A 24,111-nucleotide genomic window follows, 5' to 3' on the forward strand; every position below is an offset into this window, starting at 1 on the left:
CAAGCGAAATTAAACAACCAGTCGCCGGTTCAATACCGACAACTGGTTGGATAAATACTTTTTTGACCTCTGTCTTATATACGGGGGTCAGTCCCTTTCGCTAACAGCCCTTCTTTTATTTTGATAATCTGATTGTCAGTTCGCTTACTAATACAATAACAACTGGGATAATAAAAAATTGTGGCTGCATGATTGCACAAATCGTCACAATAATTGCCTGTTTCATCGCAAGTAATCGTACTAAATTCGTAACCGCTTGCTTTCGCGTTTCCCTCGGGATTGGATACAGCATATCCATACGGAATTCCCCTGCTGATAACAGCGCATACTTCAATTGCAAAGTCGTCGCAAATGCTAACGCCCCAGCGACAATCCACGTGACAAATGGAATGTTGACAAACATCGCAATAACCGCTGAAATAGCAGTCAAACGAAGCCATAAATAAAAATGGTCATCCGTTCGAATAAATGTACGGAACACAAGATATGCCTGCGTGTTTTCCTTTTTATACGGAATCCATTTATAGGCGATATCTAGCCATGCTCTGCGTTTAATAGAACCTTTTAAGTGCGGTACTTCCGTAAAGTAATTCGCAAAACGATAAAAACTCAGCATCCTATTTTGCTCTAGATTAATAAAATGTTCATAAGGTACAGGTTGATTTTTCATCTTTTTGTGCAATGTCACGACATAATATACAAGCATTATTAAAAATACAATGGCAAAAACACCATCTGTTAATACAGTTTGGATTGCTAAAATGGAGACAATAGCACGAACAAATCGGTCCATCAAAATAGCCTGTCCACGGTTCACATAACGAAATGCAAATTCACTTCGCACATTTATAAACTTCAATATGGCAACAAATAATACACCTAGCCAAATTTGCTTCGTAGTAAGTTCCGTAACTTCTTTTAATAATGGAATCATTACGATATACACAACGGCTGGCACTAATAATTGTGACCAAAACGTCCAATTTTTTGCCTTTTTAAAATACTGCGGCATTTGTGATTCAAGTGGTAATAAATACACTTGGTCTGGTTCTTTTAATAATGTTGTCGGGCGGCTAAGCGTAAGTAAACAACCGACAAGTATTGCTACCAACCACTCCGCAGGGAAATCATTTTGCACTACTTTTAGCCATTCGCTATATTGATAGCCTCCCGCGCCAATAATAAAGACAAAAACAATCGCAATATGCCCCGTAAATACGAAACGCATATACTTCATGATTTCGCCTATATAATGCTCAAACCGCTTCGCCCAAACACTATGCATGCTGTTCATTGTCCTGCTCCTTCGTCATCGCAATATATAAGTCATCAAGGGTTGCAGCAGGCATTTGGAATGCTTTACGTAAATCGTCCATCGTTCCTTGTGCACGAACACGCCCCTCATGAAGTAAAATAATGCGGTCACAATGCTTTTCGGCTGTCGATAAAATATGCGTCGACATTAAAATAGCAGCCCCTGCACGTTTTTTTGCATCCATTTGATCCAACAATGATTGAATACCAAGCGGATCAAGTCCGACAAATGGTTCGTCAATAATATATAGGCTCGGATTGACTAAAAACGCACACATAATCATCACTTTTTGACGCATTCCTTTTGAAAAATGCGATGGGAACCAATTTAAACGTTTTTCCATGCGAAACTCTTTCAGCAGCACCTCAGAACGTTCTGCTAACGTCTTTTCATCTAAACCGTAAGCCATTGCCGTCAATTCCAAGTGTTCTTTTAAAGTTAACTCCTCATACAATACGGGCGTTTCAGGAATATACGTAAAACTTGTGCGGTACTGATCCATATTTTCCTTAAGCGTCACACCGTTTAAGCGAATTTCGCCTGCTCGCGGCAATAATGTTCCGATAATATGTTTAATCGTCGTACTTTTCCCCGCTCCGTTTAACCCGATTAATCCAACCAATTCCCCTTTATTCATTTCAAAAGATAAATCTTGAATTACAGGCTTTCGCGTATAGCCACCTGTTACATTTTGTACGTGTAAAATTGTCACAGTCGTCACTCCTCTTTATATAATCTAGTTTATCAAAAAAGCCACAAATATTCAGTTCACATATGGTAAAATAGAGAAAATCTTTCTTAAAAGGAGTCGAGCATGATGAGTGATTGCCTATTTTGTAAAATTATTGACGGTCAAATTCCAAGCTTAAAAGTGTATGAAGATGAGCATGTATTTGCGTTTATGGATATTATGCCATTAACGAAAGGTCACACATTATTAATCCCTAAAACGCATTGCAGAGATTTATTTGAAATGCCGGAAGATGTGGCACGTAATTTATATGCAGCGGCACCAAAAGTGGCCAATGCGATTAAAACAGCGTTTAATCCGGTAGGCATGAATACTGTTAATAACAATGGTGCTGCAGCTGGACAAACCGTATTCCATTACCATTTGCATCTTATTCCTCGTTATGATGAAAAAGATGGTTTACAAGTAGCTTGGAATAGTAGACAAGACGAATTCCCTACTGAAATTTTAACAGAAATTGCAGGGCAAATTAAAGCGAGTTTATAAAATTGCTAATTTATTAAGATTGCAATTTTCCTAGTTTTTGATTACAATCATGAATAAGTTTTCGCTAATGGCAATGAGTGCACATTAGGAGAACCAAATTAGCTTAGAAAAGTTAGAGGAGACGAGACAGATGAATACAAAAAATTTAGTTTTAATGGCGCTTTTAATTGGAATTGGGACAGCACTATATATTGTGATCCCAGGTATCGTACAAGGAATGAAACCAGATTTCATTTTAACTATGATGTTTATTGGGATTTTACTTTTCCCGACTTTTAAGGAAACTTTCCTATTAGGATTAACTTCTGGTGTTCTATCAGGATTATTTACTACTTTCCCTGCCGGATTCCTGCCAAATGTTATTGATAAGTTTATCACTGCATTTGTATTTTTAGCCATTGTATTAGCGCTTAAAAAGCTAACTGCAAATATGGTCGTAACAACGATTTCAGTCGCAATTGGTACGTTAATTTCAGGTATTATTTTCTTATCTGTTGCATTATTTGCAATGGGGACAGATGTAGGTGCACCTTTCTTGATTTTATTATCAAGTGTTGTATTACCTGCAGTTGCATTCAATGCTGTGGCGTTTATCATCATTTATCCGATCATCCAAAAGTTAGTAAAGCGTTCAAACTTTCAAACTTCTTTGTCACAAGCATAATCATCGAAGCTACGTAGCTATCAATTAATAGCTACGTAGCTTCTTTTTCATTTGTTCATTTCATGGTTTAATATAAGTAGATTATGGAAAAGACTTCATGTACATATTTTTTAGGAAAGGACGAGACGAAATGAAGACAAAAACATTTTTAATTGGCTTATCTGCTGGATTAGTAGGAGGTGCAGCTGCGATTTTGTTATCTACTCCCCAATCTGGTACGCAGCTTCGCCAAAATATCACAACAAATTTAGCAAGCGCCAAATCAAAACTGACAGATTTGACTTCTGAAATCGGCAATGTGAAACAATCGATATCTGCACTCTCTTCAGTAGCACAAAATAACATGCCTAGTATAATAAATGACTTAAAGGTAAGCTTGTCTCAGTTTAAACAAGAAATTGAACCAGAAGCGTTAACATTAAAACAAGAAATTGAGAAGTTACAGAATTCTATTAGTGAAATCGAGAAAAATATCCCTTCAGCTAGAAATGAAGAACAGTAAAGCGATTGAAAGTGATAGGTAAAAAGTAACTCAGTATTTTACTTTTATCGGAAATTAAGTCCCTAAAATATCTTTTTTTATTATTTATCAGTCAATTACCAATTATTTAATTTTTCTAACTTTAAACTTTATTCTTTTATTGCTATAATATTTTCAAAACATACAATGGGAAGAAGAAGGTGATTGCTTTGTCTGATGAATTATACACACAGAAAGAGGCTATGTTATTTAGCCAACGAATTGCACAGTTATCTAAAGCTCTTTGGAAAGCTGTTGAAAAAGATTGGCAAACATGGATTAAGCCATATGATTTAAATATTAATGAACATCATATTTTATGGATTTCGTATCATTTAAAAGGTGCTTCCATTTCTGATGTTGCAAAATTCGGTGTCATGCATGTATCGACTGCTTTCAACTTTTCAAAAAAATTAGAAGAGCGTGGTTTATTAACGTTTTCAAAACGTGATGATGATAAGCGCAATACTTACGTAGAACTTACACCACAAGGCTCTGAGTTGATTTTACGAATGTATGAACATTACCATGATACGGAGCATTCAATTCTAGAAGGCTCTCTACCATTAAAAGAACTTTACGGAAGATTTCCTGAGTTTTTAGATGTCATGGCGGTTATCCGTAATATTTACGGCGAGGATTTTATCGAAATTTTCGAACGATCCTTCCAAGATTTTAAAGATACCTTTAAAGAAGCAAAACATACTACTCCAATCTAACTTCTTTCAGCGACCGTCCAAACAGTCGCTGAAAGAAGTTGCCCCCGGCGGATGTCACGGAATCGGAAAGGCTTTTTTTGTGCCAGCACAAAGCCGATTCCGGACGCAATTATGCCGAAGCATAATTGATTAAATATTAAAAAAGAGTGTCTAGATACACTCTTTTTTTTGCATAAAGATATATTTGTACGACTGTCTCTAATTTATGTAGTATGATAGAAAAACATACACATACGATTTACTTTTCATACATTTCATTATGCAATACACTTAGGAGGATACTCGTGCACTGTTGGAAAACAATTAATATTGAACGTGATTATGGTACTACAAGGCTCTATTTATTAGCTTGCATTGTTTTTGTTTTAGTATTTTGCTTTTCTTATATTGCATTGAGCTTTCAATTTATCGCGCGTCATGAAGCGCATTATTTATGGTTGCTTATAATAGCCATTCCTTTTATTTACCCAATTCATAAAGCACTTCATTATTTCGCTTTATTTAAATACCGAAAATCGGTTGTTTTTCACTTTAAAATACGATACATTTTCATTCCGATTATTCATATGCAGTTGCAACAGAGTATTTCTAAAAAAATGTATTTATTTACATTGCTCACACCGTTTATGTTAATTAACACTGCTCTTATAATTGGCGGCTTGTACGTTCCGCAATACGCCCATTATTTTAGTTTTTTATTGGCTTTTCATTGTAGCATTTGTTTAATGGATATTTTATATGTTAAACATTTAATGTCCGCGCCAAAGAATGCTATAATCGAGGAAACACCTAGAGGCTATGAAATTCTTGTCCCCTTAAATTTATAAAGGGGAATTCATACACATCTTTAAATTTAAGGTTGTAAGGGGGAGGAGTAAATTTGCTATTACTAATTGTCATTCTATTTTCGATTTTATACTTATTCCAAATTAATCGGATGACAGCTGCTCTTTGTATTCAAAAAGATATTCCTGAAGAAAAGCAGCCGAAAATATTCCGTACGATCAATGTACTCATTACGATTTTATTGATTTGTCTATATGTAGAAGTTTTAATGGCCGTATAATAATAAAAAAGGTGCACACGCTATAGTGAGCACCTTTTTTGCATCTCTCATTTACCAATGTCAATTAAAATGGTTATTCCTCAATTTTTTTAAATTGTAGAACCATCATTTACTATGTCAATCCATTTTTAATTAGTAAATAAACGCTGCACCTACGATAATCAATAAAATGAACAATACGACTAATAGTGCAAAGCCTGAACCTGAACCATTATAGCCTCCGCCACCCATCACGTCACCCCCTATCTATCATCTATCGTATGCACATTGCTTGGTAAAACTTAGGCTATTACTTGTATGGAACCATTTTGTTTTTTAATCGTTTATGTTATAGTAACTAATGCATTCATAGAAAGTTAGGAGCGTAAGAAAAAATGAAAAAATCACTTTTTGCATTAACATTAGCTGCTTCAATCGGTTTAGCAGCTTGTAGTAATCCTGGCGATGAGGTAGTTGTCTCAACAAATGTTGGCGACATTACTCAAGAAGACTTTTACAATCAAATTAAAGAAATCGCTGGTGATCAATTATTACAACAAGTAGTAATTGAGAAAATTTTAAATGATAAATATAAAGTAACTAAAGAAGAAATTGAAGAAGAGTTCAAAACTGTTAAAGAACAACTTGGCGAAGGCTTAGAAGCAGCTTTAGCACAAGCTAACTTAACTGAGGAAGGCTTAAAAACAAATATCCGCTTCAGTCTTTTACAAAAAAAGGCAATAGCGGATGTTGAAGTAACAGATAAAGAAATTCAAGCTTATTATGACCAAGCTAAACAAGAATTAAATGCTCGTCATATTTTAGTTGAAGATGAAGCAACAGCAAAAGAAGTTGCTAAAAAAATTAACGCGGGTGAAGATTTTGCTGCAGTAGCAAAAGAATACTCAAAAGATCCAGGTTCAGCTGAAAAAGGCGGCGATTTAGGCTGGTTTACAGTTGGAATGATGGTTCCTGAATTCAATGACGCTGCATATGCACTTGAAGTAAATAAAATTAGTGAGCCCGTTCAAACGGTTAACGGCTTCCACATTATCCAAGTAACAGAGAAGCGCGATGTGAAAGATTTCGGAACTTTAGAAGATAAAAAAGAAGAAATCCGTGAATCAATTGCAGCTTCTAAAGGCGACTGGGATACAAAAGTAGCACAATTACTTAAAGAAGCGGAAATTAAAGTGAACGACGCGGACTTAAAAAATGCATTTTCTGGCATTGAAACAAAATAATTAGTCATAAAAAAAGACAGCCTTTGGTCAATAAAAAAACCATGGCTGTCTTTTATTCTTTTTTAGTTCTTCTTAACGAATTCCGATTTTAACTTCATCGCACCGAAACCATCAATTTTACAATCTATGTTATGATCGCCTTCAACTAAGCGAATTCCCTTTACACGTGTGCCAATTTTTAGCGTAGATGAACTACCTTTTACTTTTAAATCTTTAATAACCGTTACGTTATCACCATCTACTAATAAATTCCCATTAGCATCACGAACGACTAGCCCTTCTTCAACAGCTTCTTCCGTTTGTGACCATTCATGTGCACATTCAGGACAAACGAACATTTGTCCATCTTCATACGTATATTCTGAGCCACAACTCGGGCAACTTGGTAGTTTCTCCATAATCCTAACCTCCAGTCAATATTTCCTCTATACTGTCATACTTACAAAGCAATAACAAGTCGATGCTTCTTAATGTACCTTTTTCGCTCAAAACTTAGTATAATTGAGCCATTTTTAATCTACATTACGCTTCCCTTGCTCCGTTAGCCATAACCCTAATCCTAAAACAACCGCACCTCCGACAATATTCCCCGCAGTAACCGGCACTAAATTATGCAGCGCACCGCTAAAGGTAATTGCCTCCCCATGTGGGATCATAAACGCTAATGAAAACAAAGTCATATTGGCGATGCTATGTTCAAAGCCCGACATAATAAACGGGAAAATACAGCAAAAGATAATCATAATTTTAGCAGCTTCACTTTTTAAGCGATACGTGCACCATACGGCTACACAAACGAGGGCATTACATAAAATTCCTCGAAAGAACAGCTCCATCGCAGGTGCTGACATTTTTGCCGTTGTAACTTTTTCAACAAAATTGGCGGTCTCCCCTATTGCCATACCCGACATAAAAAATAGCCACGCACAAATAATAGAACCGATAAAATTGCCAACATAACTATATGTCCATACATTGATTAAATCTAATACGCTTGTCCTTTTTTCTAACGTTCCAATGGACATAACCAAATTATTTCCTGTAAATAAATCCGCCCCACTAAGCGTCACCATACAAAGCGCTACACCAAATGCTAACCCTTGAATAATTTTCATACTCGGTACATTGGTCGGTGATAACAATCCTCCAATGACAATAAATGTGATAATGCCAAATCCAATAAATAGTCCCCCATAAAATGCGAGCATTAAAAAACCGAACTTTGACGTACGAACCGTTTGTGCTTTTTTCTCAGCTATCGTTGCAATAGCGTGGAAAGTTTCAGTCATTAGTAGACCACCTCATTATTACGATGTATTCATCAAGATTATAACAATATAATCATGGAATGTATGTACCTCATTTCCAGTGTGAAATATATGAATATTCACCTTTTCGCCATTTTTTGAATTATTTATAAAATTTAGCGTATTGTTTTTCATTAAAACACGAACGTTTTATTGTATATTTGTTCAGAAATTCGTATACTTAACATTCATTATTCTCTTTTATGTGCTTTCTAAAAAGAATTTCGTGAATTTTCCCACATATTCATGAAAAGAGTATAATATCAAGGTAGTATTTATTAATTACACAAGGAGTGTTTCCAATGACAGTAACATCAAATCGCGCATATAACTTTAATGCAGGTCCATCAGCATTACCACTTGAAGTATTACAAAAAGCACAGGCGGAACTTGTTGATTTTAAAGAAACAGGTATGTCTGTAATGGAGTTAAGCCACCGTAGTGCTACATTTGAAGCGGTTCATAACGAGGCAATTGCTCGCTTACGCAAACTTTATGACATTCCAGAAAACTATGAAGTGCTATTCCTACAAGGTGGAGCAAGCCTTCAATTTACGATGATTCCTATGAACTTCCTAGCGCAAGACCAAAAAGCAAGTTATATTCAAACAGGTGCTTGGTCAGAAAAAGCTTTTAAAGAAGCTAAATTTTTCGGTACACCCGTTGAAGCTGCAAGTACTAAAGCAAATAACTATAAAAACATTCCAACAGTTGAAGAAATCCAAGTAGAGCAAAATGCAGCATATGTTCACTTAACTTCAAACAACACGATTTTCGGTACGCAGTGGAAAACATTCCCGACAACGGGTGATGTGCCATTAATCGCTGATATGTCTTCTGATATTTTATCTAAAAAAGTAGACATTTCGAATTTCGCGATGATTTATGCGGGCGCTCAAAAAAATCTAGGTCCTTCTGGTGTCACTGTTGTGATCATCCGTAAAGACTTCCTAGAAAAAGCAAATCCGAACATCCCAACAATGTTAAAATACGATACACATGTTGCAAACAATTCTTTATACAATACACCACCAACATTCGGTATTTATATGCTTGGTGAAGTATTGAAATGGGTTGAAGAACAAGGTGGCGTAGATACGATCGAAAAACGCAATGAAGAAAAAGCAAAATTAATTTACGATGCAATCGATCAGTCAAATGGCTTCTATTATGGTCATGCAACGGAAGATTCTCGTTCATTGATGAACATTACATTCCGCGTAGCAGATGAAGCTTTAGAAAAAAAATTCTTAGCTGAAGCAAAAGAAGCAGGTTTTGTTGGCTTAAATGGTCACCGTTCAGTAGGCGGCTGCCGCGCATCTGCATACAATTCTGTACCAGTAGAAACTTGCCAAGCATTAGCAGACTTCATGGTAAAATTCCAACAGGACAATCAATAATCACCAAATATGAAAAGGACATCCACATAGTAAAATCGTGGATGTCCTTTTCTCTTGTCGATTAAATCGTAGGCTTATAAAACGAACGGTTATCTAATGGGAATAGACGCTCTGTAAATTCGCCTGGCTTCGCTTTATCAAGTGCACGCGTTAGCATATTCATTTTCGCATCAATATTATCAATATAATGTAAAATTTCCGCTTCTTGAATCATTGGCTTTTTCGGGCTACCCCATTCTTCTTTACCATGGTGAGATAACACTAAATGTTGAAGTAACATCACTTCTTCACCTTCAATTTTCAGCTCAGTTGCCGTAAGTCCAATCTCATTGACCATAATCGAAATATGCCCTAATAAGTTTCCTTCCACTGTGTAGGCAGTGCCCACAGGTCCTGATAACTCTATTACTTTACCAATATCATGTAAAATGACACCCGCATATAATAAATCACGATTCAATGTTGGATATAGGTCACAAATTGCGCTACTTAATTTTAGCATTGAAACAACATGATCAAGTAAACCTGATGCATAATCATGATGATTTTTAGTTGCAGCAGGGAAAATGATTAAACTGTCGTAATGCTTTTTCATAATATGACGTGTAATACGTGAAATATTTGGGTTTTGAATTTGGAAGAAGAATTGTGTTAACTGCTCGTATAATTCCTCTTTTGGTACAGCTGATGTTGGTAATAAATCACTAATTTGAACCCCTTCATCTTCTCGTACAGGACGAATTTGTTTAATTCTAAGTTGATTTTTCCCACGGTAATCGTGAATTTCTCCGCCTACTTTTACGATGATTTGTGCGCGGTATAAATTTTCATGCTCTTCATTTATATCCCAAAGTTTGGCCTCGATATCTCCACTGCGATCTTGCAAAACAAGAGACATAAATGGCTTTCCAACAGTCGTGACTCCTTTTTTTGCCTCTTTAATTAATAAAAATTGGTCCACTTGTTCACCAGGCTGGAGTTTTGTAATTCCATTCACAAGCAATCACTCCTTTATACTCTATTACTATTTATTGTAACATGCTTTATGTTTAGTTTACGATAAAAAAGGTTACAACTCCGTACATAAACATGCCTTAAATTCTATTTATTTACTAAATCTTGTATATTACTTCGTGAATTATCTAATAATTTCGTGTATAATTAATCTTATCTTGCTTAAAAAGGGTGGTTTACATGGAAAATTATCGTTTTACTGCATTTGAAAAAACTGGAGAAACTTTATTTGATGAAGTATGGACTTTTGCAAACGATGAAACTGCAAAAATTGAAGGACAGAAACAAATTGACGATAATGGCATTTCTGAAAAGGCGCATCGTTTAGTTAATTCAACAGGCAAGTTAATTTTATTCCACGTTTAAACGAATTACAGACAACTGTAAAATAAAAGTATCTCGTCTATTTAGCGAGATACTTTTTTTTTGATTTTATTTCCCTAAAAACATAGGTGTTCGTTTTTCAACAAAAGCTTTAATCCCTTCAAGATGATCCTCAGTTTGACGCATTTTTGTCTGTCCTTGTGCTTCACCTTGTAAAATGAACTCAAGCTCTGATAAATTCGCCTGATGTAAAACTTTCTTAGTTTCAATCATCGCTAAAATCGGTGATGCTAATAGTTTACCAACGAGCTGATCAACCGCAACTGCTGCAATTCCCTCTGCCACATTATGGTCAATTAAACCGAGTGCAAGTGCCTCTTCTCCATTATGCACTTTGCCTTCCCAAATCATTTGCTTTGCTTGCACCGTACCTAAACGTTCTTTCATAAAGAAATGACCCGCTCCGTCTGGAATTAAGCCAATGCCAATAAAGTTCATCGCTATTTTACTCGGTTGCTCTGCTACGATAATATCGCTCCCTAAAGCTAGGCTCAAACCAAGCCCCGCCGCTGCACCATGAATTTGTGCAATCGTAATCATCGGTAACGTATAGTACGCTTTTACAAGTCTTGTAATCGTACCCATAATCGAGCCAAAATCTGAAAAGTCCTCTGACGACACCATCATTTTTACGTCTCCGCCTGCCGAAAAGACCTTGCCTTCCCCTTTAATAACAAGGATTTGTACATCTTTTTCGCTATGTAGCGATTCAAAACAATCCGCTAGTTCTCGCATCATTGTAAAATCCATAGCATTCATTGCATGTGGACGATTTAACGATAATGTTGCTTTTCGATCTGCTACTTCAAGTTTAATTGTTTCGTAACTCATTAACATACACCCCTTTATTATGAATACTCATTCATTTCGACACAGAAATTGAAAAATCCTTTATTTACTCAAATATTTTCCAACTTGTAATCCTGTAAATAAACAGCCACCTACGAAAGTTCCTTCTAATGAGCGATAACCATGAACTCCTCCACCGCCAAAACCACTCACTTCTCCTGCTGCAAATAAGCCTGGAATTGGCTTGCCATAGTCATTTAATACTTGTCCATTCAAATCCGTTTGCAAGCCACCTAATGTTTTTCTCGTTAAAATATTTAATCGCACAGCAATGAGCGGTCCTGCTGTTGGGTCTAACATTTTATGAGGCTTTGCTGCACGAATTAATTTATCCCCCAAATAATTGCGTGCACCATGAATGGCCGTCACCTGTGCATCTTTCGAAAATTTGTTCTCAATTTCTCGATCACGAGCTAAAATTTGCTCTTTAATATGCATAAAATCCAATAATTGATTCCCGACTAAACGATTCATTCCTTCTACAAGGTCCTTTACGCCATGTGCTACGACAAAATCTTCCCCATTATCCTTGAACGCTTGAACGGGTGCTGGAGGCCCTGGTAATATACGTTTTAAAATTTGATAAATGCTTTTATTCGTTAAATCTGGATTTTGCTCTGAACCCGATAGCGCAAATTCCTTTTCAATCATTTTCTCCGTTAAAATGAACCATGAATAGTCATAGCCTGTCTTTTGAATCGCCTCTAATGTACTTAACGTATCAAACCCTGGAAAATTTGGTGAAGAAAAGCGTTTTCCTGTTGCATCAAACCACATGGAAGACGGTCCAGGTAAAATTCGTATTCCATGGTTTTTCCAAATTGGATCCCAGTTGCGTAAACCTTCTGTGTAATGCCACATTCGATCACGGTTTACTACGCGTCCACCAGCCTGTTCTGCAATTTGTAACATACGTCCATCTACATACGCAGGGACACCCGAAATCATCGTTTTAGGTGGTTTTCCTAATCGAGAAGGCCAGTTTTTCTTTACAAGCTCTACATTTGCGCCAATGCCTCCACTCGCAATAATGACCGCATCCCCGTAGTACTCAAATGCACCAATCGCTTCACGAGAGCTTTCTTCCCCACGTCGAATCACGCTCGTTTCTAAAACATTTCCTCGCACCCCTGTAATGGCATTTCCATCGATGATCAGCTCCGTTACTTGATGCCGAGGCATATAGTCCACTCGCCCATTTGATGCAGCTTTCAATACCTTCTCTGCAAACGGTTCAACGAGTGCTGGACCCGTTCCCCAAACAATATGAAAACGAGGAACAGAATTCCCATGTCCCCCTGCTAAAGCACCGCCACGCTCAGCCCAACCAACTACCGGGAAAAACTGGATGCCTTGCGATTTCAACCAATCATATTTCTCTTCAGCAGCAAAATCTACGTAAGCTCTTGCCCATTTATACGCCCAGCTATCCTCGTCCTCTAGCCGGTCAAAGCCTGCTGAACCCATCCAATCTTGCCACGCGAGCTCCTTGCTATCTTTAATGCCCATTCTCCGTTGCTCAGGTGAGTCCACTAAAAATAATCCACCGAATGACCAAAATGCTTGTCCGCCAATGGAATTCTCCGTCTCTTGATCGACTAGTAATACCTTTTTACCTGCATCAATGAGTTGACATGTAGCTGTCAATCCTGCCAACCCTGCTCCAACTACTATGACATCATACTTCATCCGTTCTCTCTCCTTTTCCGAAAGCATTGTTATACACATTCGTGCAATTTTTAATTTCCCCTTCATGAATTAGCATATTTATAAAATTAGAAGAAAATTATGACAAAATAGCGAAACCGAATATAAAATTTCAAAAAGTCAAAACACAGCTTTCTGTATATTCAATCAAATGTTGATGTATCAACAACGATAACGCTTACATTAAAATTAAAATAACACGAACATTTTATGTATAAAACTAAATTAAAGTTCGGTTTAAAGGGATGTTACTGCTGAATAAACGGTTTTACATTAATTAATTCGTGATTCACTGTTGACAAAGGTGAACAATCGGTATTATGATAGTATCAAATTTAAATACGAACAACTATTGTGATAGAGACATACTTTTCGTTACGTATAGCAAAGAGAGCTGGTGGGTGGTGTGAACCAGTGTATACGACGACAATGTTCCACTCTTGAATAGAATAGCTGAACAGTTCAGTAGGTTATTCCGGCCCATGCCCGTTACGCATATAGATAAGGTTGCACATAATTTTTTTATACTATTATGGCAACGAATTAGGGTGGTACCGCGATACTATGTTTACGATAGCCTTTCGCCCCTTACAGTAACATGTAAGGGGTGGAGGGCTTTTTTTATTTTGCAAAACTTTCACTCTAAGGTAGTTAAACAAAAGGAACAAAGGCTAAAAACGTCAGTCTTGTGACAACGCCTTCGTGACCTGCATCGTGCAGGCCTAAAATTAAAACAGTTAAAGGGAGAGAAATTTATTATGGTAACAAAATTAAAAGAAACAGCAACGAAAACAATTAATGTATTTATCGCAGATCCACTAAGTGAGGATGGGATTTTCCCACTTCGCCAAGAAACTGAATTAGATTTAAACATTATTATCGATACAGGTTTAACGCCGGAACAATTAATTTCTAAAATTGCAGATGTGGACGTATTACTTGTTCGTTCTCAAACGACAGTTACGCGTGAAATTATCGAAGCAGCTAAAAATTTAAAGCTAATCGGTCGTGCAGGTGTTGGTGTTGATAACATCGATTTAACTGCTGCTACTGAGCACGGAATTATCGTTGTAAATGCGCCAGACGGCAATACAAACTCTGCTGCAGAGCATACAATTGCGATGATGACATCACTTGCTCGTTTCATTCCACAAGCATTTAACACACTTAAAAACGGTAAATGGGATCGTAAATCGTATGTAGGTGTGGAATTAAAAAATAAAACAATTGGTGTAATCGGTATGGGACGTATCGGTGCTGAAGTTGCTTACCGTGCGAAAGGCCAACGTATGAACGTTATTGCATACGACCCATTCCTAACAGAAGAACGCGCGAAAGAACTTGGCATCACAAAAGGAACAGTTGATGAAGTTTGTGCAGCTGCTGAATTCATTACAGTGCATACACCATTACTACCTGAAACACGTAATATCATTAACAAAGAGCGCTTTGCGATTATGAAAGATGGCGTTCGCATTATTAACTGTGCACGTGGTGGAATTATTAACGAGGATGATTTATATGATGCAATCGTTGAAGGTAAAGTAGCTGGTGCTGCACTTGACGTATTCATTCAAGAGCCAGCAACTGATCATAAATTATTGACATTGCCACAAGTTATTGCAACACCACACTTAGGCGCATCTACTGTTGAAGCACAAGAGTCAGTTGCAGTGGACGTTTCTAACGATATTATTAAATTCTTTAAAACAGGTACAGTGACAAACCCAGTAAACATGCCTTCAATTCCAAAAGAAAAGCTTGCACAAGTAGAGCCATTCTTTGCTTTAGCTGAAAAATTAGGTAAATTCCTAATCCAAGTGACAGAAGAAAGCATTAAAGAATTAAATATTTCTTACGCTGGTGAAGTAGCTAACTTTGATGTTCGTCCATTAACTGCGAACGCGATTAAAGGCTTATTATCTACAAACCACGGTACACATGTAAATGATGTAAACGCTCGTTATTTAGCTGAACGTATCGGTATGAAAATTAATGAACATAAAACGACAACTGCGAAAGGTTTCACGAACTTAATTACAGTTGAAATCGTAACAGAAACAGAGAAGCATACTGTTGCTGGTACATTATTAAATGGTCTTGGCGCACGTATTGTTAAAGTAGAAGGTTTTGTTGTTGACGTTGTTCCAAATGGTAACCTTCTTTACATTAAAAACCAAGATAAGCCTGGTTCTATCGGTCGTGTAGCTACAAAATTAGCTGAAAAGGAAATTAATATCGCGACAATGCAAGTAGGCCGTGACCACGTAGGTGGATCAGCTGTTATGATGCTTGTCGTTGATAATGCTGTAACTACAGAAGATTTAGTTTATGTTGCTCAACTTGAAAATATCGATGAAGTAAAAGCAATTACACTTTAATAAAATAAGAATTCACCATTTGACTTTTTGTTAAATGGTGATTTTTTTATTCATTCTAACAGTTTCATACTGATCCTCCACCTTACATATTGTTATTATTAAGTGTTTTCAGATTATTGATTTGTGTTTATTGAAAGGAATTGTATACTAGTATTATATTACTTAAGGGCGGGTTGTTTATGAAGAAGCTTCAAGTGTTTTTACTGTTGACGGTACTTGTCACAGCATGCGTTACGTTCCCTCAACTATTTACTCAAGCTCAAGCTGAATCAATAAGTGCCATTAAAATGACAAATTCTGACACTGTTGTCTTTGATGAAGGCTTACAACAAGAAGTAATTACATTAGCTAAAAATAGTGTGGTTACGGTCCTATCTGAGTCAAACGGTTGGGCTAAAATTAACTCCACCTTTTATACCGGCTATGTTCCGAGCGGTTCTTTACAAGCAGCTCCTGTTCAATACATGCTAACAAGCGCTAAATTCGAACCAAATGTTAGACTAATAAATGATGCTCAAGGTGAAATTATTGGCAATTTACCCTCGAATCATATCGTAGAAGTTTATACGACTGATGCAGCAGGCTGGTCATTTGTTCGTATCGGTGATTTATCTGGTTTTGTCACTACAATTGCACTGACAACACCAATAAAAAAACAAAGGATCGTGAAAGAACCTACCGGATTAACCGTTCACTATAAAGCGAGTTCTTCAAGTGATACGATTGGTACTTTACCAAAAAGCACTGAAGTTACGATGCTATCGATATTTAATGGCTGGGCATTTATAACGAGTCAAACAGTATCAGGTTATGTTCCCGTTATTGGATTAAAAGAAGCTCCTAAAAATACTAGCACTACAGATCCGAAACCTAGCAACAACTTAGGTAAGAAGCAAATTGCTTTAACTTTTGATGATGGCCCTCATCCAAAAGTCACACCGCAAATCATTCAAATATTAAATAAATACGATGCTAAAGCGACATTTTTTGTTGTCGGGAAAAATGTTAAAAAGTATCCAGGTGTCGTCAAAAAAGTTTCAGATGCCGGACATGAAATTGGCAACCATACCTATGAACATAAGAAATTAACAGCGCTCACTGTGAAGCAAATAAACAGTCAAATTCAATTAACAGACAATGCAGTAGAAGCAGCCATTGATCAACCGACGACTGTATTTCGCCCACCTTATGGAGCTTATAATAAAACGATTACAGGCTTACTAGAAGTCCCGAATATTATGTGGTCAATTGATACGCTCGATTGGAAGCACCATGACCCTAGCAAAACATTACAAATCGTCAAAACAAATGCCAAAAGGGATAGCATTGTTTTAATGCATGATATTCACCAAACAACTGCGGATTCACTGGATTCTGTGCTTGCATACTTATCACAGCAAGGCTATGAATTCGTTACTGTTTCGGAATTATTGGAGAAGTGATGGATTGCTTTAATTTTTCACCCTTTTCATAACGGCAACTTGCTACAAATCCACATAATTTAAAACGCCATTTACTTTTTAATGCTCAAGTAAATGGCGTTTTATCTTTATTCAGCAGAAAACTCTTCATTTATATAAGCGAATGATAAATAGCTATTCGCTTTAGATTCATTAACGTATAAGTCAGTAAAAGCATACGTCTCCATACTTTGCGTAACTACCGCGGCAGCGATTATTGTTACAAACAGACCGCCTACTGCTAAAAACATGGATAATTTTTGATGTATTTTTTGCATTTCTGTATTGGATGTTTGTTTATTTTTCGTTCGGACAAGTTGTAGGAAACGCCCTTCATTTGTTGGTAAAGATAAAATATGCGTACATGTCGGACAAAGTCGCGCTACATGCTGATGAATTGTATGATTTTTAACGGTTACGGATTGATTTGAACGCCCGCAATTTTCACATACACAAAGTTGAATTTTATCCATAGCTCCATACTCCTTTTTTCAGAGAATATAAATATTATACTATAAATAATTAGAAAATTCACCATATTAAATCTATTTATGTGGGTCCAACAAAAAAAGAACGTATCATATAGAGCTGATACGTTCCTTTTACTTCAATATTACAGCTGTTCAACAAGCTTTAATAACTCTGTTAGTGAAGTTACTTCATACGTCGGAATCACATGAGGATCTTGTGATTTATTTTCACGGTTAATCCAAACATTGCGCATACCTACACGAGAAGAACCTAAAATATCTGTCATTAAATTATCGCCAACCATAATTCCATCATCTTTTGTTACTTGCGCTTTTTCCATCACAAATTCAAAAATTGATGCATCTGGTTTACCTTTACCAAAATCACCTGAAATAATAATATGGTCAAAGTATGGGACTATTTCTGGCGTAATTTCTAATTTTAAATTTTGTAAGCTCGGTGCACCGTTTGTTAATAACACTAATTTATATTTCCCTTTTAACGCATCCAACACAGCAAATGTATCTTCATAAAAGAATGGTGCTTTTTTACGCTCTGCTACAAAGCGTTCCCCTAGCTCCATACCAAATGCAGCATCATCAATACCTAGAGCAGCGAGTCCGTTTGTCCAAGCTTGTGCTCGATATTGCGGAACAATATCTTTCATCTGCTGAAATTGTGGTGTCGGATCATCAAAAGTTCCCCATAAACCTTCAAATGGGTTAATACCAATTAATACCGTATAATCAAATGTTTCGTAACCTTCATATAATGCTCTTGCTGCTACACGCACTGCCTCTTCAAACTTCACAGGGTCCACGCTATGTACTTCACTTGCATAGTCGCATGTTTTTTCAAAAGCTGTTTTTACAGACTTTTGATCCCATAATAACGTATCATCTAAATCAAAAATTATCGTTTTAATAGTCATTTTTACTAGCTCCTAAAATTAATATTTTCTAGTACTTATTTTACCATAATAATATAACTTCATCGCATGACATTTCGACTTTTCTAAATGTTCCTCAAATTATTATAGGTCAGTTATTTTGATTGGTCGCGTAGCTGTTTCATTAATTGCTGGATACGGTCTTTTTGAGCGTTGATATCTTCTTGTAATACTTCAATTAGATATTTCCCCTTATCTTCTTGAATGCTTACAATATCCCCCTCTTGTATTGCTACTAAAATTTCTGTACGTTGGATGAGCAATTGTTCGGTTTCCTCTGGGCGCTTTAAAAAAACGGCATAGTCTCCATCAAATCGGTCAAGCGTATATTTATGGTAGCTCACTCACAACTTCTCCCTTCGCATTCAGTAATTGGGCTGCATCTCCTGTATTTAACCAAATTTGTCTTTTCGTCCATTGTAATTCATTGTCACCCGTTTTTGCATCTGGTCCACTCGTAATCGAAATGGATGTTGCTGGAGCTAACTCGATATTTGGGAAATCAAATACTTGATCCCCTTCTACAGAAACAAGCTGCCATCCTTGCATATTTACCGCTTCTTTACCCGTGTTTTTCACGACAACAACTTCTAATTGAAGATCTTTACTTATTAATTCTACATGACCAACCTTTGAAGTCGGTGTTGGTGTTGGGATCGCACTTGTTGCACCGATACCTGTCCATTCAGATTGGTCGATTTTAAATGTTTCTCCATCTGTGTTCACAACAATCGTCCCAGCTTCTGCTGTACTATAAATTTCACTTCCGACATTTTGCAGCGCATCAATCACTTCCGCATGTGGATGACCGTATTTATTATTTTGTCCATAGCTTAAAATCGTTGCTAATGGCGAAACCGCATTAACGAATGTCTGAGAGCTACTCGTATTCGAACCGTGATGCCCCGCCTTTAATATCGTCGCCTCTACATCAAGACCATTTGCTAACATCGCCTTTTCCATATCAATACCGGCATCTCCCGTTAACAGAAATGAAATATTTCCATAGGCCACTCGCAGCACAATGGATGCCTCATTATTGTCGGTAGCATTTTCATCTGCACTTAAAACTTCCACCGTTACTTCTGAATCTAATTCCAGTTGATCGCCCGTCTGTGGAACGTTAAACGGAATATTTTTATTATGGATTAACGTTAACATTTCTTCATATGTATTGGACGTATGGATTTTTCCAGAATCAATAAAGTGTTCAACCGAAATTGAATTTAATACTGGAATGAGTCCACCAATATGATCGGCATCTGGATGCGTTGCTACGACATAATCTAATTTTTGTACGCCGTGTGCTGTTAAATAATCAACAACGGTTTTACCCGCGCCCTTTACACCAGCATCCACTAACATCGTCTTTCCGTTCGGTGACTCGATAAAAATAGAATCCCCTTGACCAACATCAATAAAATGAACAAGCATTTCTTTTCCTGTAAATGGTTTTGGTTGCTCGTTCGTTTGTGGTGTTTCCGTACAACCTGCTACTAAAAGTAAAACGGCTACAAGTACTGCTACAATTTTTTTCATTTTTAATAAATCCTTTTCTTTTTATTCTATTACCCGGGTCGCTTCACTAAAAAAGGCTTGTCTCACAATAGCGGACAAACCTTTTATTCGCCAAATGGGTCTGGGATTTCCACTAACACATAATTCCCCGTCCACTTTTGTGTAGTTACAATCAAATTTTCCCCTTGTTTTTCAAAAAACAGTCCGCTGCCTTCTTTTTGTGTGATAGTCCAGCCATTTTGAATAACCATTTCCTTAATCATTTCATCGGCTTCGGATATATTTCGTTCACTTATAATAAACCATTGTTTGTCATTCTCATTCGTTAATGGAACGATTTCTTGATCCGTGCCGTTTAATTTTTTTATCACTTCTTTTTTGCTCATATTTTCGATTGGAAGTGATGGATAATACAGTTTATTAGAGTAAATGAGTGTTCCAAAAAGTATAGTAATCAATCCAATTACTATTAACGCTCTTTTCATAAAAAACCTCCAACGTGACTATGATAGCAAGGGTCAAATATGCGAGTTTGAAACTGCCTAAATCGCATATTTGATATTTTTAGCTAGAGTAAATCTCATCTAAAATCGCTATTTTTTTCGCGATGGCTTCTTCAAATGTCATAATATAAGCAGCAGGGTCCTTTGGATTATGGAATTGCGTAATTTTCCCCGTCTCTGGATGAATAAATTTCGATGAAGCACCACAACCAATACCTAAAATCGTTTGCACTTCCTCCATAATAACAATATTATAAATCGATTCTTCGCCCGGTTTACAATAACCAACGTTTTCAAGATTGCCTAAGATGTTTTTTTGACGATATAAATAATATGGAACATAGCCATTTTCAGCAGTCCAATTTGTCGCCATCTCCATCATTTTACCGACAGTATCTCGGTCAGCTACGCGGTACTTATCTTTATTTCGTGTCATTTCAGAAGCACGTTTAAAGCTTAATGTATGCACAGTTAAACTTTCTGGCTGCATTTTAGCCGATTCTTCTAGTGAATGCTGAAACTCCTCAATACCTTCATTTGGTAAGCCAATAATTAAATCCATATTTATATTATTCATCCCAGAATTACGAGACAACCAAAACTTTTCAACGGTTTCTTCTACTGTATGATGGCGTCCGATTGCCTTTAATGTTTCTTGCGTATAGCTTTGAGGATTTACTGAAATGCGGTCTATGCCCCATTTTTTCAGTACTTCAATTTTCTCCGGTGTAATCGTATCTGGACGACCTGCCTCAACTGTGATTTCGCGAATCGAGTCAGGATTCGGGAAAGCTTCGAACATCGTTTTATAAAGGGCATCCATTTCATGTGCCTCGATTGATGTAGGTGTTCCTCCCCCCCAATAAATGGACGTAATACGCATATTCTTTTCTGTTAGCCACTTGCCCATTTCACGTAGTTCAATATGCAAGCCATCAATAAATTTATCTACGCGCCCCGCTTTCCGATTGGATTGAATCGCATACGCTGGGAACGTACAGTAGGCACACATCGTCGGACAAAATGGCACACCGATGTAGATAGAAATTTCTTGACCGATTTCATCTAAATCTGGAATGACCTTTAGTTGGCGTTCAACAATGGCTTCCATTAGCCCGATTTTTTGATCCGAAATTCGAAAATCCTCTTTTAAAACCGTCGCAATTTGTGCATGATCCAAGCCAGATTTTCGGTATTTGTGATACAGCTTTGTTGGACGTATCCCCGTTAAAATCCCCCACTGTTGCGTCATGCCTGAATATTGCTCCAACACATCTAACATAACGTGTGAAAGAGCACGCTTCATACGAATATTTCGCTCTTTTTCTGTTCCCTCTGTTGAGTAATCAATGGCATATTGACTGGTATACATTTGTCCGTCTACTTCAAGCTTTGCCGATGTCCGAATCGTATGTTGGGCATCCGTTGAATGGTCAAATTGCAATGACATGTCTGAACCTTCATGCTCAAATTGAATAACAGAATCTTCATAAAAAAGATTGGCGATATGGTTGAAGACTCTATGCCAATCCTCTTTCAATTGTTCTTTTATATGAATTGCTTTCATTTATATTCACTACTTTCATTTCTTTAAATCCTTCTTATTGTATCAAAAATAATGTGAATTTGACATTGAATGCTTATGCTATATAAGTTCAATAAAATTTCCCCAACCACAAACTAAATTTATTTCAATCAGCAAGTGTTCGCACACAAAAATAGTTATCTCCATCAAAAAGGGCTCACACCATTGTGTGAACCCTCTTTTTTATAGTCCGTCGTAAAGTGACTGGATTGGTTGTGTAATAATGCGATTTATTTCTTCAATCACTGTGCTTAATGCCATTTCAGCTTCTAACATCGCTAAAATCTTTAAATCTTGCTGTGCCAATTGAGCAGTTTTTTGCAGGAAAACATATTCCTCTTCAGAAATCTCTTCGCCTGTTGCTTGCTTTTGTTGTAACTTCATTTGCACATCGCGGAAGTTTGTAAATAGTGCCGTTGCTGCCTCATCTTCACGAACCGCTTCTACAGCTACTTTTAGTTTTTCAAATTCCGTTGTCTTACGGAAAGTTGCTTCCAGTTTATTAATATCATCATAAATATTTACCATTTGATTAATCCTACTCTCTTCATTTTAATTCGTCAAAAAGACAATAATCGCTTGAATAATTCCGACAAGACCACCAATAATACCACCAAGCCAAGTAATTAGCTTAAGCTCTTTGCTAATAATGCCTAACACGAGCTCCTCCAGCTTTGCAATTGGGAACGAATCAACCTGTTCACGCACAACTCCAGCTAAGTTCAAACGTTTTAATACGTCTTCAATTTTACCTTCTGCTGCAAGAAATACTTTATCTATAACTTTTGGGAGCAAATCATCTGTTGCCCACTCTTTTCCATCTGGCCAGTAGTCTTCAATTGTCTTATCTAGGCGGGATTCAAGTGCTAGCTCACGTTTTGCATAATCTTGAATGCTCGTAACAATCGTATCAAAGTTTACATCTTTCATAAAGTCCATCGCTGCACGATTTTTAATTTTTTCCCATTCTGCTGTAAAAATACGAACGAGCAGCGCATTCGTGCCAGGTGCTTGTAAAAACTTCACAAGCTCTCGTTGTACTTTATCAACAAGTGAATGGGAGTCTCCTAAAAACATTTGCACCATGCCACCGAATGAGCCTTTAGATGATAAAAAATCATCGAGCATATTTTTTATCGTCAGCGTTCCTTCAGGTGATAAAAAATAATCTTCACCCTTATCCAAAATTTGTGTAACTGCTTCCTCAATTTTGCGATCAAGAACAGGCTCTAAATCAGCAGGCAAAAGCTCACGAATCGCCTTTGAAGATAATGTATGCTTGACTGATTCAATTTGATTGAAAATAAGGACATCCAATTTACCTTCCGCTGTTTTTGGTAAATGCTCAAAGCCAACAATTTTTAACCAATCATTTAATGTTTTATCATTCGTGAAAATTTCCTGTTCCACTTTATTTTGAGCAAAGGTTAACACATTTTCTCGTATTTCTTTTGATAAAAACTTCTTTTTAATTGTTTCTGGTGTTAATAAATACTCCGAAACGGTTTTGCCAAGCTGTACCGCTAAATCTTCACGGCGCTTTGGAATAAGCCCTGGTGTTAATGGTAAACGCCATTTTTTAAAATAGATCGGTTTGTACGGACGAAACAGCATCTTTATGGCCATATAGTTTGTAGCAGCGCCAACAACGGCCCCCACAACACCTAATAACAATAGCAACGAAATAAAATGACCCATCTACCTCACTCTTTCTTTCTTAATAATTTATACTGCGTTATTTACTAAACCTTGCATAATCGCATCTAGATGTTGATTTATATTTGAACTATTGCAACTATGTATCCCTTTCTTGTACGATTAAATAGGGAGGGAAGTTTC

27 protein-coding genes and 1 other annotated feature are annotated in these 24,111 nt (G+C 36.8%); of the genes, 11 read left to right on the forward strand and 16 right to left on the reverse strand.

Annotated elements, in window-relative coordinates:
• Positions 1–115: 115 nt before the first annotated feature.
• A complete protein-coding gene (locus tag ACQKIH_RS19265; protein ID WP_427768301.1) occupies positions 116–1,294 on the reverse strand; it encodes an ABC transporter permease in 1,179 nt (392 codons plus the stop codon).
• The gene (locus ACQKIH_RS19270; RefSeq protein ID WP_057987246.1) at positions 1,278–2,027 is read right to left on the reverse strand and encodes an ABC transporter ATP-binding protein; all 750 of its coding nucleotides are present in this window, start codon (positions 2,025–2,027) and stop codon (positions 1,278–1,280) included. Before ACQKIH_RS19270 ends, ACQKIH_RS19265 begins: the two co-directional genes overlap by 17 nt.
• Before the next feature lie 105 nt (positions 2,028–2,132).
• Here ACQKIH_RS19270 and ACQKIH_RS19275 point away from each other — a divergent pair, with 105 nt between their 5' ends.
• From ACQKIH_RS19275 to ACQKIH_RS19300, 6 genes are all read left to right on the forward strand, one after another.
• Positions 2,133–2,552 (forward strand): HIT family protein, encoded by a 420-nt coding sequence (locus ACQKIH_RS19275; RefSeq protein WP_427768302.1) that lies wholly within the window; start codon positions 2,133–2,135, stop codon positions 2,550–2,552.
• Between the two features lie 130 nt (positions 2,553–2,682).
• The gene (locus ACQKIH_RS19280; RefSeq protein ID WP_427768303.1) at positions 2,683–3,216 is read left to right on the forward strand and encodes a tryptophan transporter; all 534 of its coding nucleotides are present in this window, start codon (positions 2,683–2,685) and stop codon (positions 3,214–3,216) included.
• Between the two features lie 130 nt (positions 3,217–3,346).
• A complete protein-coding gene (locus ACQKIH_RS19285; protein ID WP_427768304.1) occupies positions 3,347–3,718 on the forward strand; it encodes a YtxH domain-containing protein in 372 nt (123 codons plus the stop codon).
• A 182-nt stretch (positions 3,719–3,900) separates the two neighbouring features.
• On the forward strand, positions 3,901–4,455 hold the full coding sequence (locus tag ACQKIH_RS19290; RefSeq protein ID WP_201785005.1) for an HTH-type transcriptional regulator Hpr: 555 nt from the start codon (positions 3,901–3,903) through the stop codon (positions 4,453–4,455).
• 284 nt (positions 4,456–4,739) lie between these two features.
• Complete coding sequence (locus tag ACQKIH_RS19295; RefSeq protein ID WP_057987236.1) at positions 4,740–5,282, forward strand: DUF3267 domain-containing protein; 543 nt, start codon at positions 4,740–4,742, stop codon at positions 5,280–5,282.
• A gap of 53 nt (positions 5,283–5,335) precedes the next feature.
• On the forward strand, positions 5,336–5,521 hold the full coding sequence (locus tag ACQKIH_RS19300) for a hypothetical protein (RefSeq protein ID WP_057987234.1): 186 nt from the start codon (positions 5,336–5,338) through the stop codon (positions 5,519–5,521).
• A 132-nt stretch (positions 5,522–5,653) separates the two neighbouring features.
• On the opposite strand, the gene ACQKIH_RS19305 is transcribed toward ACQKIH_RS19300, so the two are convergent.
• Positions 5,654–5,752 (reverse strand): YjcZ family sporulation protein, encoded by a 99-nt coding sequence (locus tag ACQKIH_RS19305; RefSeq protein WP_083493702.1) that lies wholly within the window; start codon positions 5,750–5,752, stop codon positions 5,654–5,656.
• Between the two features lie 143 nt (positions 5,753–5,895).
• On the opposite strand from ACQKIH_RS19305, the gene ACQKIH_RS19310 reads away from it, so the two are divergent.
• Positions 5,896–6,744: a peptidylprolyl isomerase gene (locus ACQKIH_RS19310; RefSeq protein WP_427768305.1), complete on the forward strand. Its 849-nt coding sequence runs from the start codon at positions 5,896–5,898 to the stop codon at positions 6,742–6,744.
• 62 nt (positions 6,745–6,806) lie between these two features.
• Here the strand turns inward: ACQKIH_RS19310 and ACQKIH_RS19315 are convergent, their stop codons facing one another.
• Positions 6,807–7,142, reverse strand: coding sequence for a zinc ribbon domain-containing protein YjdM (locus tag ACQKIH_RS19315; RefSeq protein ID WP_057987230.1), 336 nt, complete (start codon positions 7,140–7,142; stop codon positions 6,807–6,809).
• Positions 7,143–7,256: 114 nt separating this feature from the next.
• Complete coding sequence (locus tag ACQKIH_RS19320; protein ID WP_427768306.1) at positions 7,257–8,033, reverse strand: formate/nitrite transporter family protein; 777 nt, start codon at positions 8,031–8,033, stop codon at positions 7,257–7,259.
• A gap of 320 nt (positions 8,034–8,353) precedes the next feature.
• Here ACQKIH_RS19320 and serC point away from each other — a divergent pair, with 320 nt between their 5' ends.
• Positions 8,354–9,451 (forward strand): 3-phosphoserine/phosphohydroxythreonine transaminase, encoded by a 1,098-nt coding sequence (serC, locus tag ACQKIH_RS19325; RefSeq protein ID WP_427768307.1) that lies wholly within the window; start codon positions 8,354–8,356, stop codon positions 9,449–9,451.
• Positions 9,452–9,512: 61 nt separating this feature from the next.
• On the opposite strand, the gene yhaM is transcribed toward serC, so the two are convergent.
• Complete coding sequence (gene yhaM, locus ACQKIH_RS19330; RefSeq protein WP_057987225.1) at positions 9,513–10,448, reverse strand: 3'-5' exoribonuclease YhaM; 936 nt, start codon at positions 10,446–10,448, stop codon at positions 9,513–9,515.
• 197 nt (positions 10,449–10,645) lie between these two features.
• Between yhaM and ACQKIH_RS19335 the strand changes: the two genes are divergently transcribed.
• Complete coding sequence (locus ACQKIH_RS19335; protein WP_057987223.1) at positions 10,646–10,831, forward strand: YhzD family protein; 186 nt, start codon at positions 10,646–10,648, stop codon at positions 10,829–10,831.
• A 66-nt stretch (positions 10,832–10,897) separates the two neighbouring features.
• Here ACQKIH_RS19335 and ACQKIH_RS19340 read toward each other — a convergent pair whose 3' ends face one another.
• Entirely contained in the window at positions 10,898–11,680 is a 783-nt protein-coding gene (locus ACQKIH_RS19340) for an enoyl-CoA hydratase (protein ID WP_427768308.1), read from the reverse strand.
• A 60-nt stretch (positions 11,681–11,740) separates the two neighbouring features.
• Positions 11,741–13,387 carry an FAD-binding dehydrogenase gene (locus ACQKIH_RS19345; protein ID WP_427768309.1) on the reverse strand — a complete coding sequence of 549 codons (1,647 nt, stop codon included), beginning with the start codon at positions 13,385–13,387 and terminating at the stop codon, positions 11,741–11,743.
• Between the two features lie 363 nt (positions 13,388–13,750).
• Positions 13,751–13,997 (forward strand) — a binding site (T-box leader).
• 166 nt (positions 13,998–14,163) lie between these two features.
• Between ACQKIH_RS19345 and serA the strand changes: the two genes are divergently transcribed.
• Both serA and ACQKIH_RS19355 read left to right on the forward strand, forming a co-directional pair.
• Positions 14,164–15,786: a phosphoglycerate dehydrogenase gene (gene serA, locus ACQKIH_RS19350; RefSeq protein WP_057987217.1), complete on the forward strand. Its 1,623-nt coding sequence runs from the start codon at positions 14,164–14,166 to the stop codon at positions 15,784–15,786.
• Between the two features lie 179 nt (positions 15,787–15,965).
• On the forward strand, positions 15,966–17,228 hold the full coding sequence (locus ACQKIH_RS19355; RefSeq protein ID WP_427768311.1) for a polysaccharide deacetylase family protein: 1,263 nt from the start codon (positions 15,966–15,968) through the stop codon (positions 17,226–17,228).
• A 107-nt stretch (positions 17,229–17,335) separates the two neighbouring features.
• On the opposite strand, the gene ACQKIH_RS19360 is transcribed toward ACQKIH_RS19355, so the two are convergent.
• The 8 genes from ACQKIH_RS19360 to ACQKIH_RS19395 form a co-directional block, all read right to left on the reverse strand.
• Complete coding sequence (locus tag ACQKIH_RS19360; RefSeq protein ID WP_427768313.1) at positions 17,336–17,719, reverse strand: DNA polymerase III subunit delta; 384 nt, start codon at positions 17,717–17,719, stop codon at positions 17,336–17,338.
• Between the two features lie 140 nt (positions 17,720–17,859).
• A complete protein-coding gene (locus tag ACQKIH_RS19365) occupies positions 17,860–18,648 on the reverse strand; it encodes an HAD family hydrolase (RefSeq protein WP_057987212.1) in 789 nt (262 codons plus the stop codon).
• Positions 18,649–18,761: 113 nt separating this feature from the next.
• Positions 18,762–19,010 (reverse strand): DUF3006 domain-containing protein, encoded by a 249-nt coding sequence (locus tag ACQKIH_RS19370; protein WP_057987210.1) that lies wholly within the window; start codon positions 19,008–19,010, stop codon positions 18,762–18,764.
• A complete protein-coding gene (locus tag ACQKIH_RS19375) occupies positions 18,997–20,205 on the reverse strand; it encodes an MBL fold metallo-hydrolase (protein ID WP_427768314.1) in 1,209 nt (402 codons plus the stop codon). The genes ACQKIH_RS19370 and ACQKIH_RS19375 overlap by 14 nt, the downstream gene beginning before the upstream one ends.
• 83 nt (positions 20,206–20,288) lie before the next feature.
• Positions 20,289–20,669, reverse strand: coding sequence for a hypothetical protein (locus ACQKIH_RS19380; RefSeq protein WP_427768315.1), 381 nt, complete (start codon positions 20,667–20,669; stop codon positions 20,289–20,291).
• A 79-nt stretch (positions 20,670–20,748) separates the two neighbouring features.
• Entirely contained in the window at positions 20,749–22,254 is a 1,506-nt protein-coding gene (locus ACQKIH_RS19385; protein WP_427768316.1) for a coproporphyrinogen III oxidase, read from the reverse strand.
• 201 nt (positions 22,255–22,455) lie between these two features.
• A complete protein-coding gene (locus tag ACQKIH_RS19390) occupies positions 22,456–22,800 on the reverse strand; it encodes a YlbF/YmcA family competence regulator (protein WP_057987202.1) in 345 nt (114 codons plus the stop codon).
• Between the two features lie 24 nt (positions 22,801–22,824).
• Positions 22,825–23,970: a DUF445 domain-containing protein gene (locus ACQKIH_RS19395; protein ID WP_057987200.1), complete on the reverse strand. Its 1,146-nt coding sequence runs from the start codon at positions 23,968–23,970 to the stop codon at positions 22,825–22,827.
• Positions 23,971–24,111 lie beyond the last annotated feature (141 nt).

It is taken from the genome of Solibacillus cecembensis (assembly GCF_050272495.1).
Lineage (GTDB): Bacteria > Bacillota > Bacilli > Bacillales_A > Planococcaceae > Solibacillus > Solibacillus cecembensis.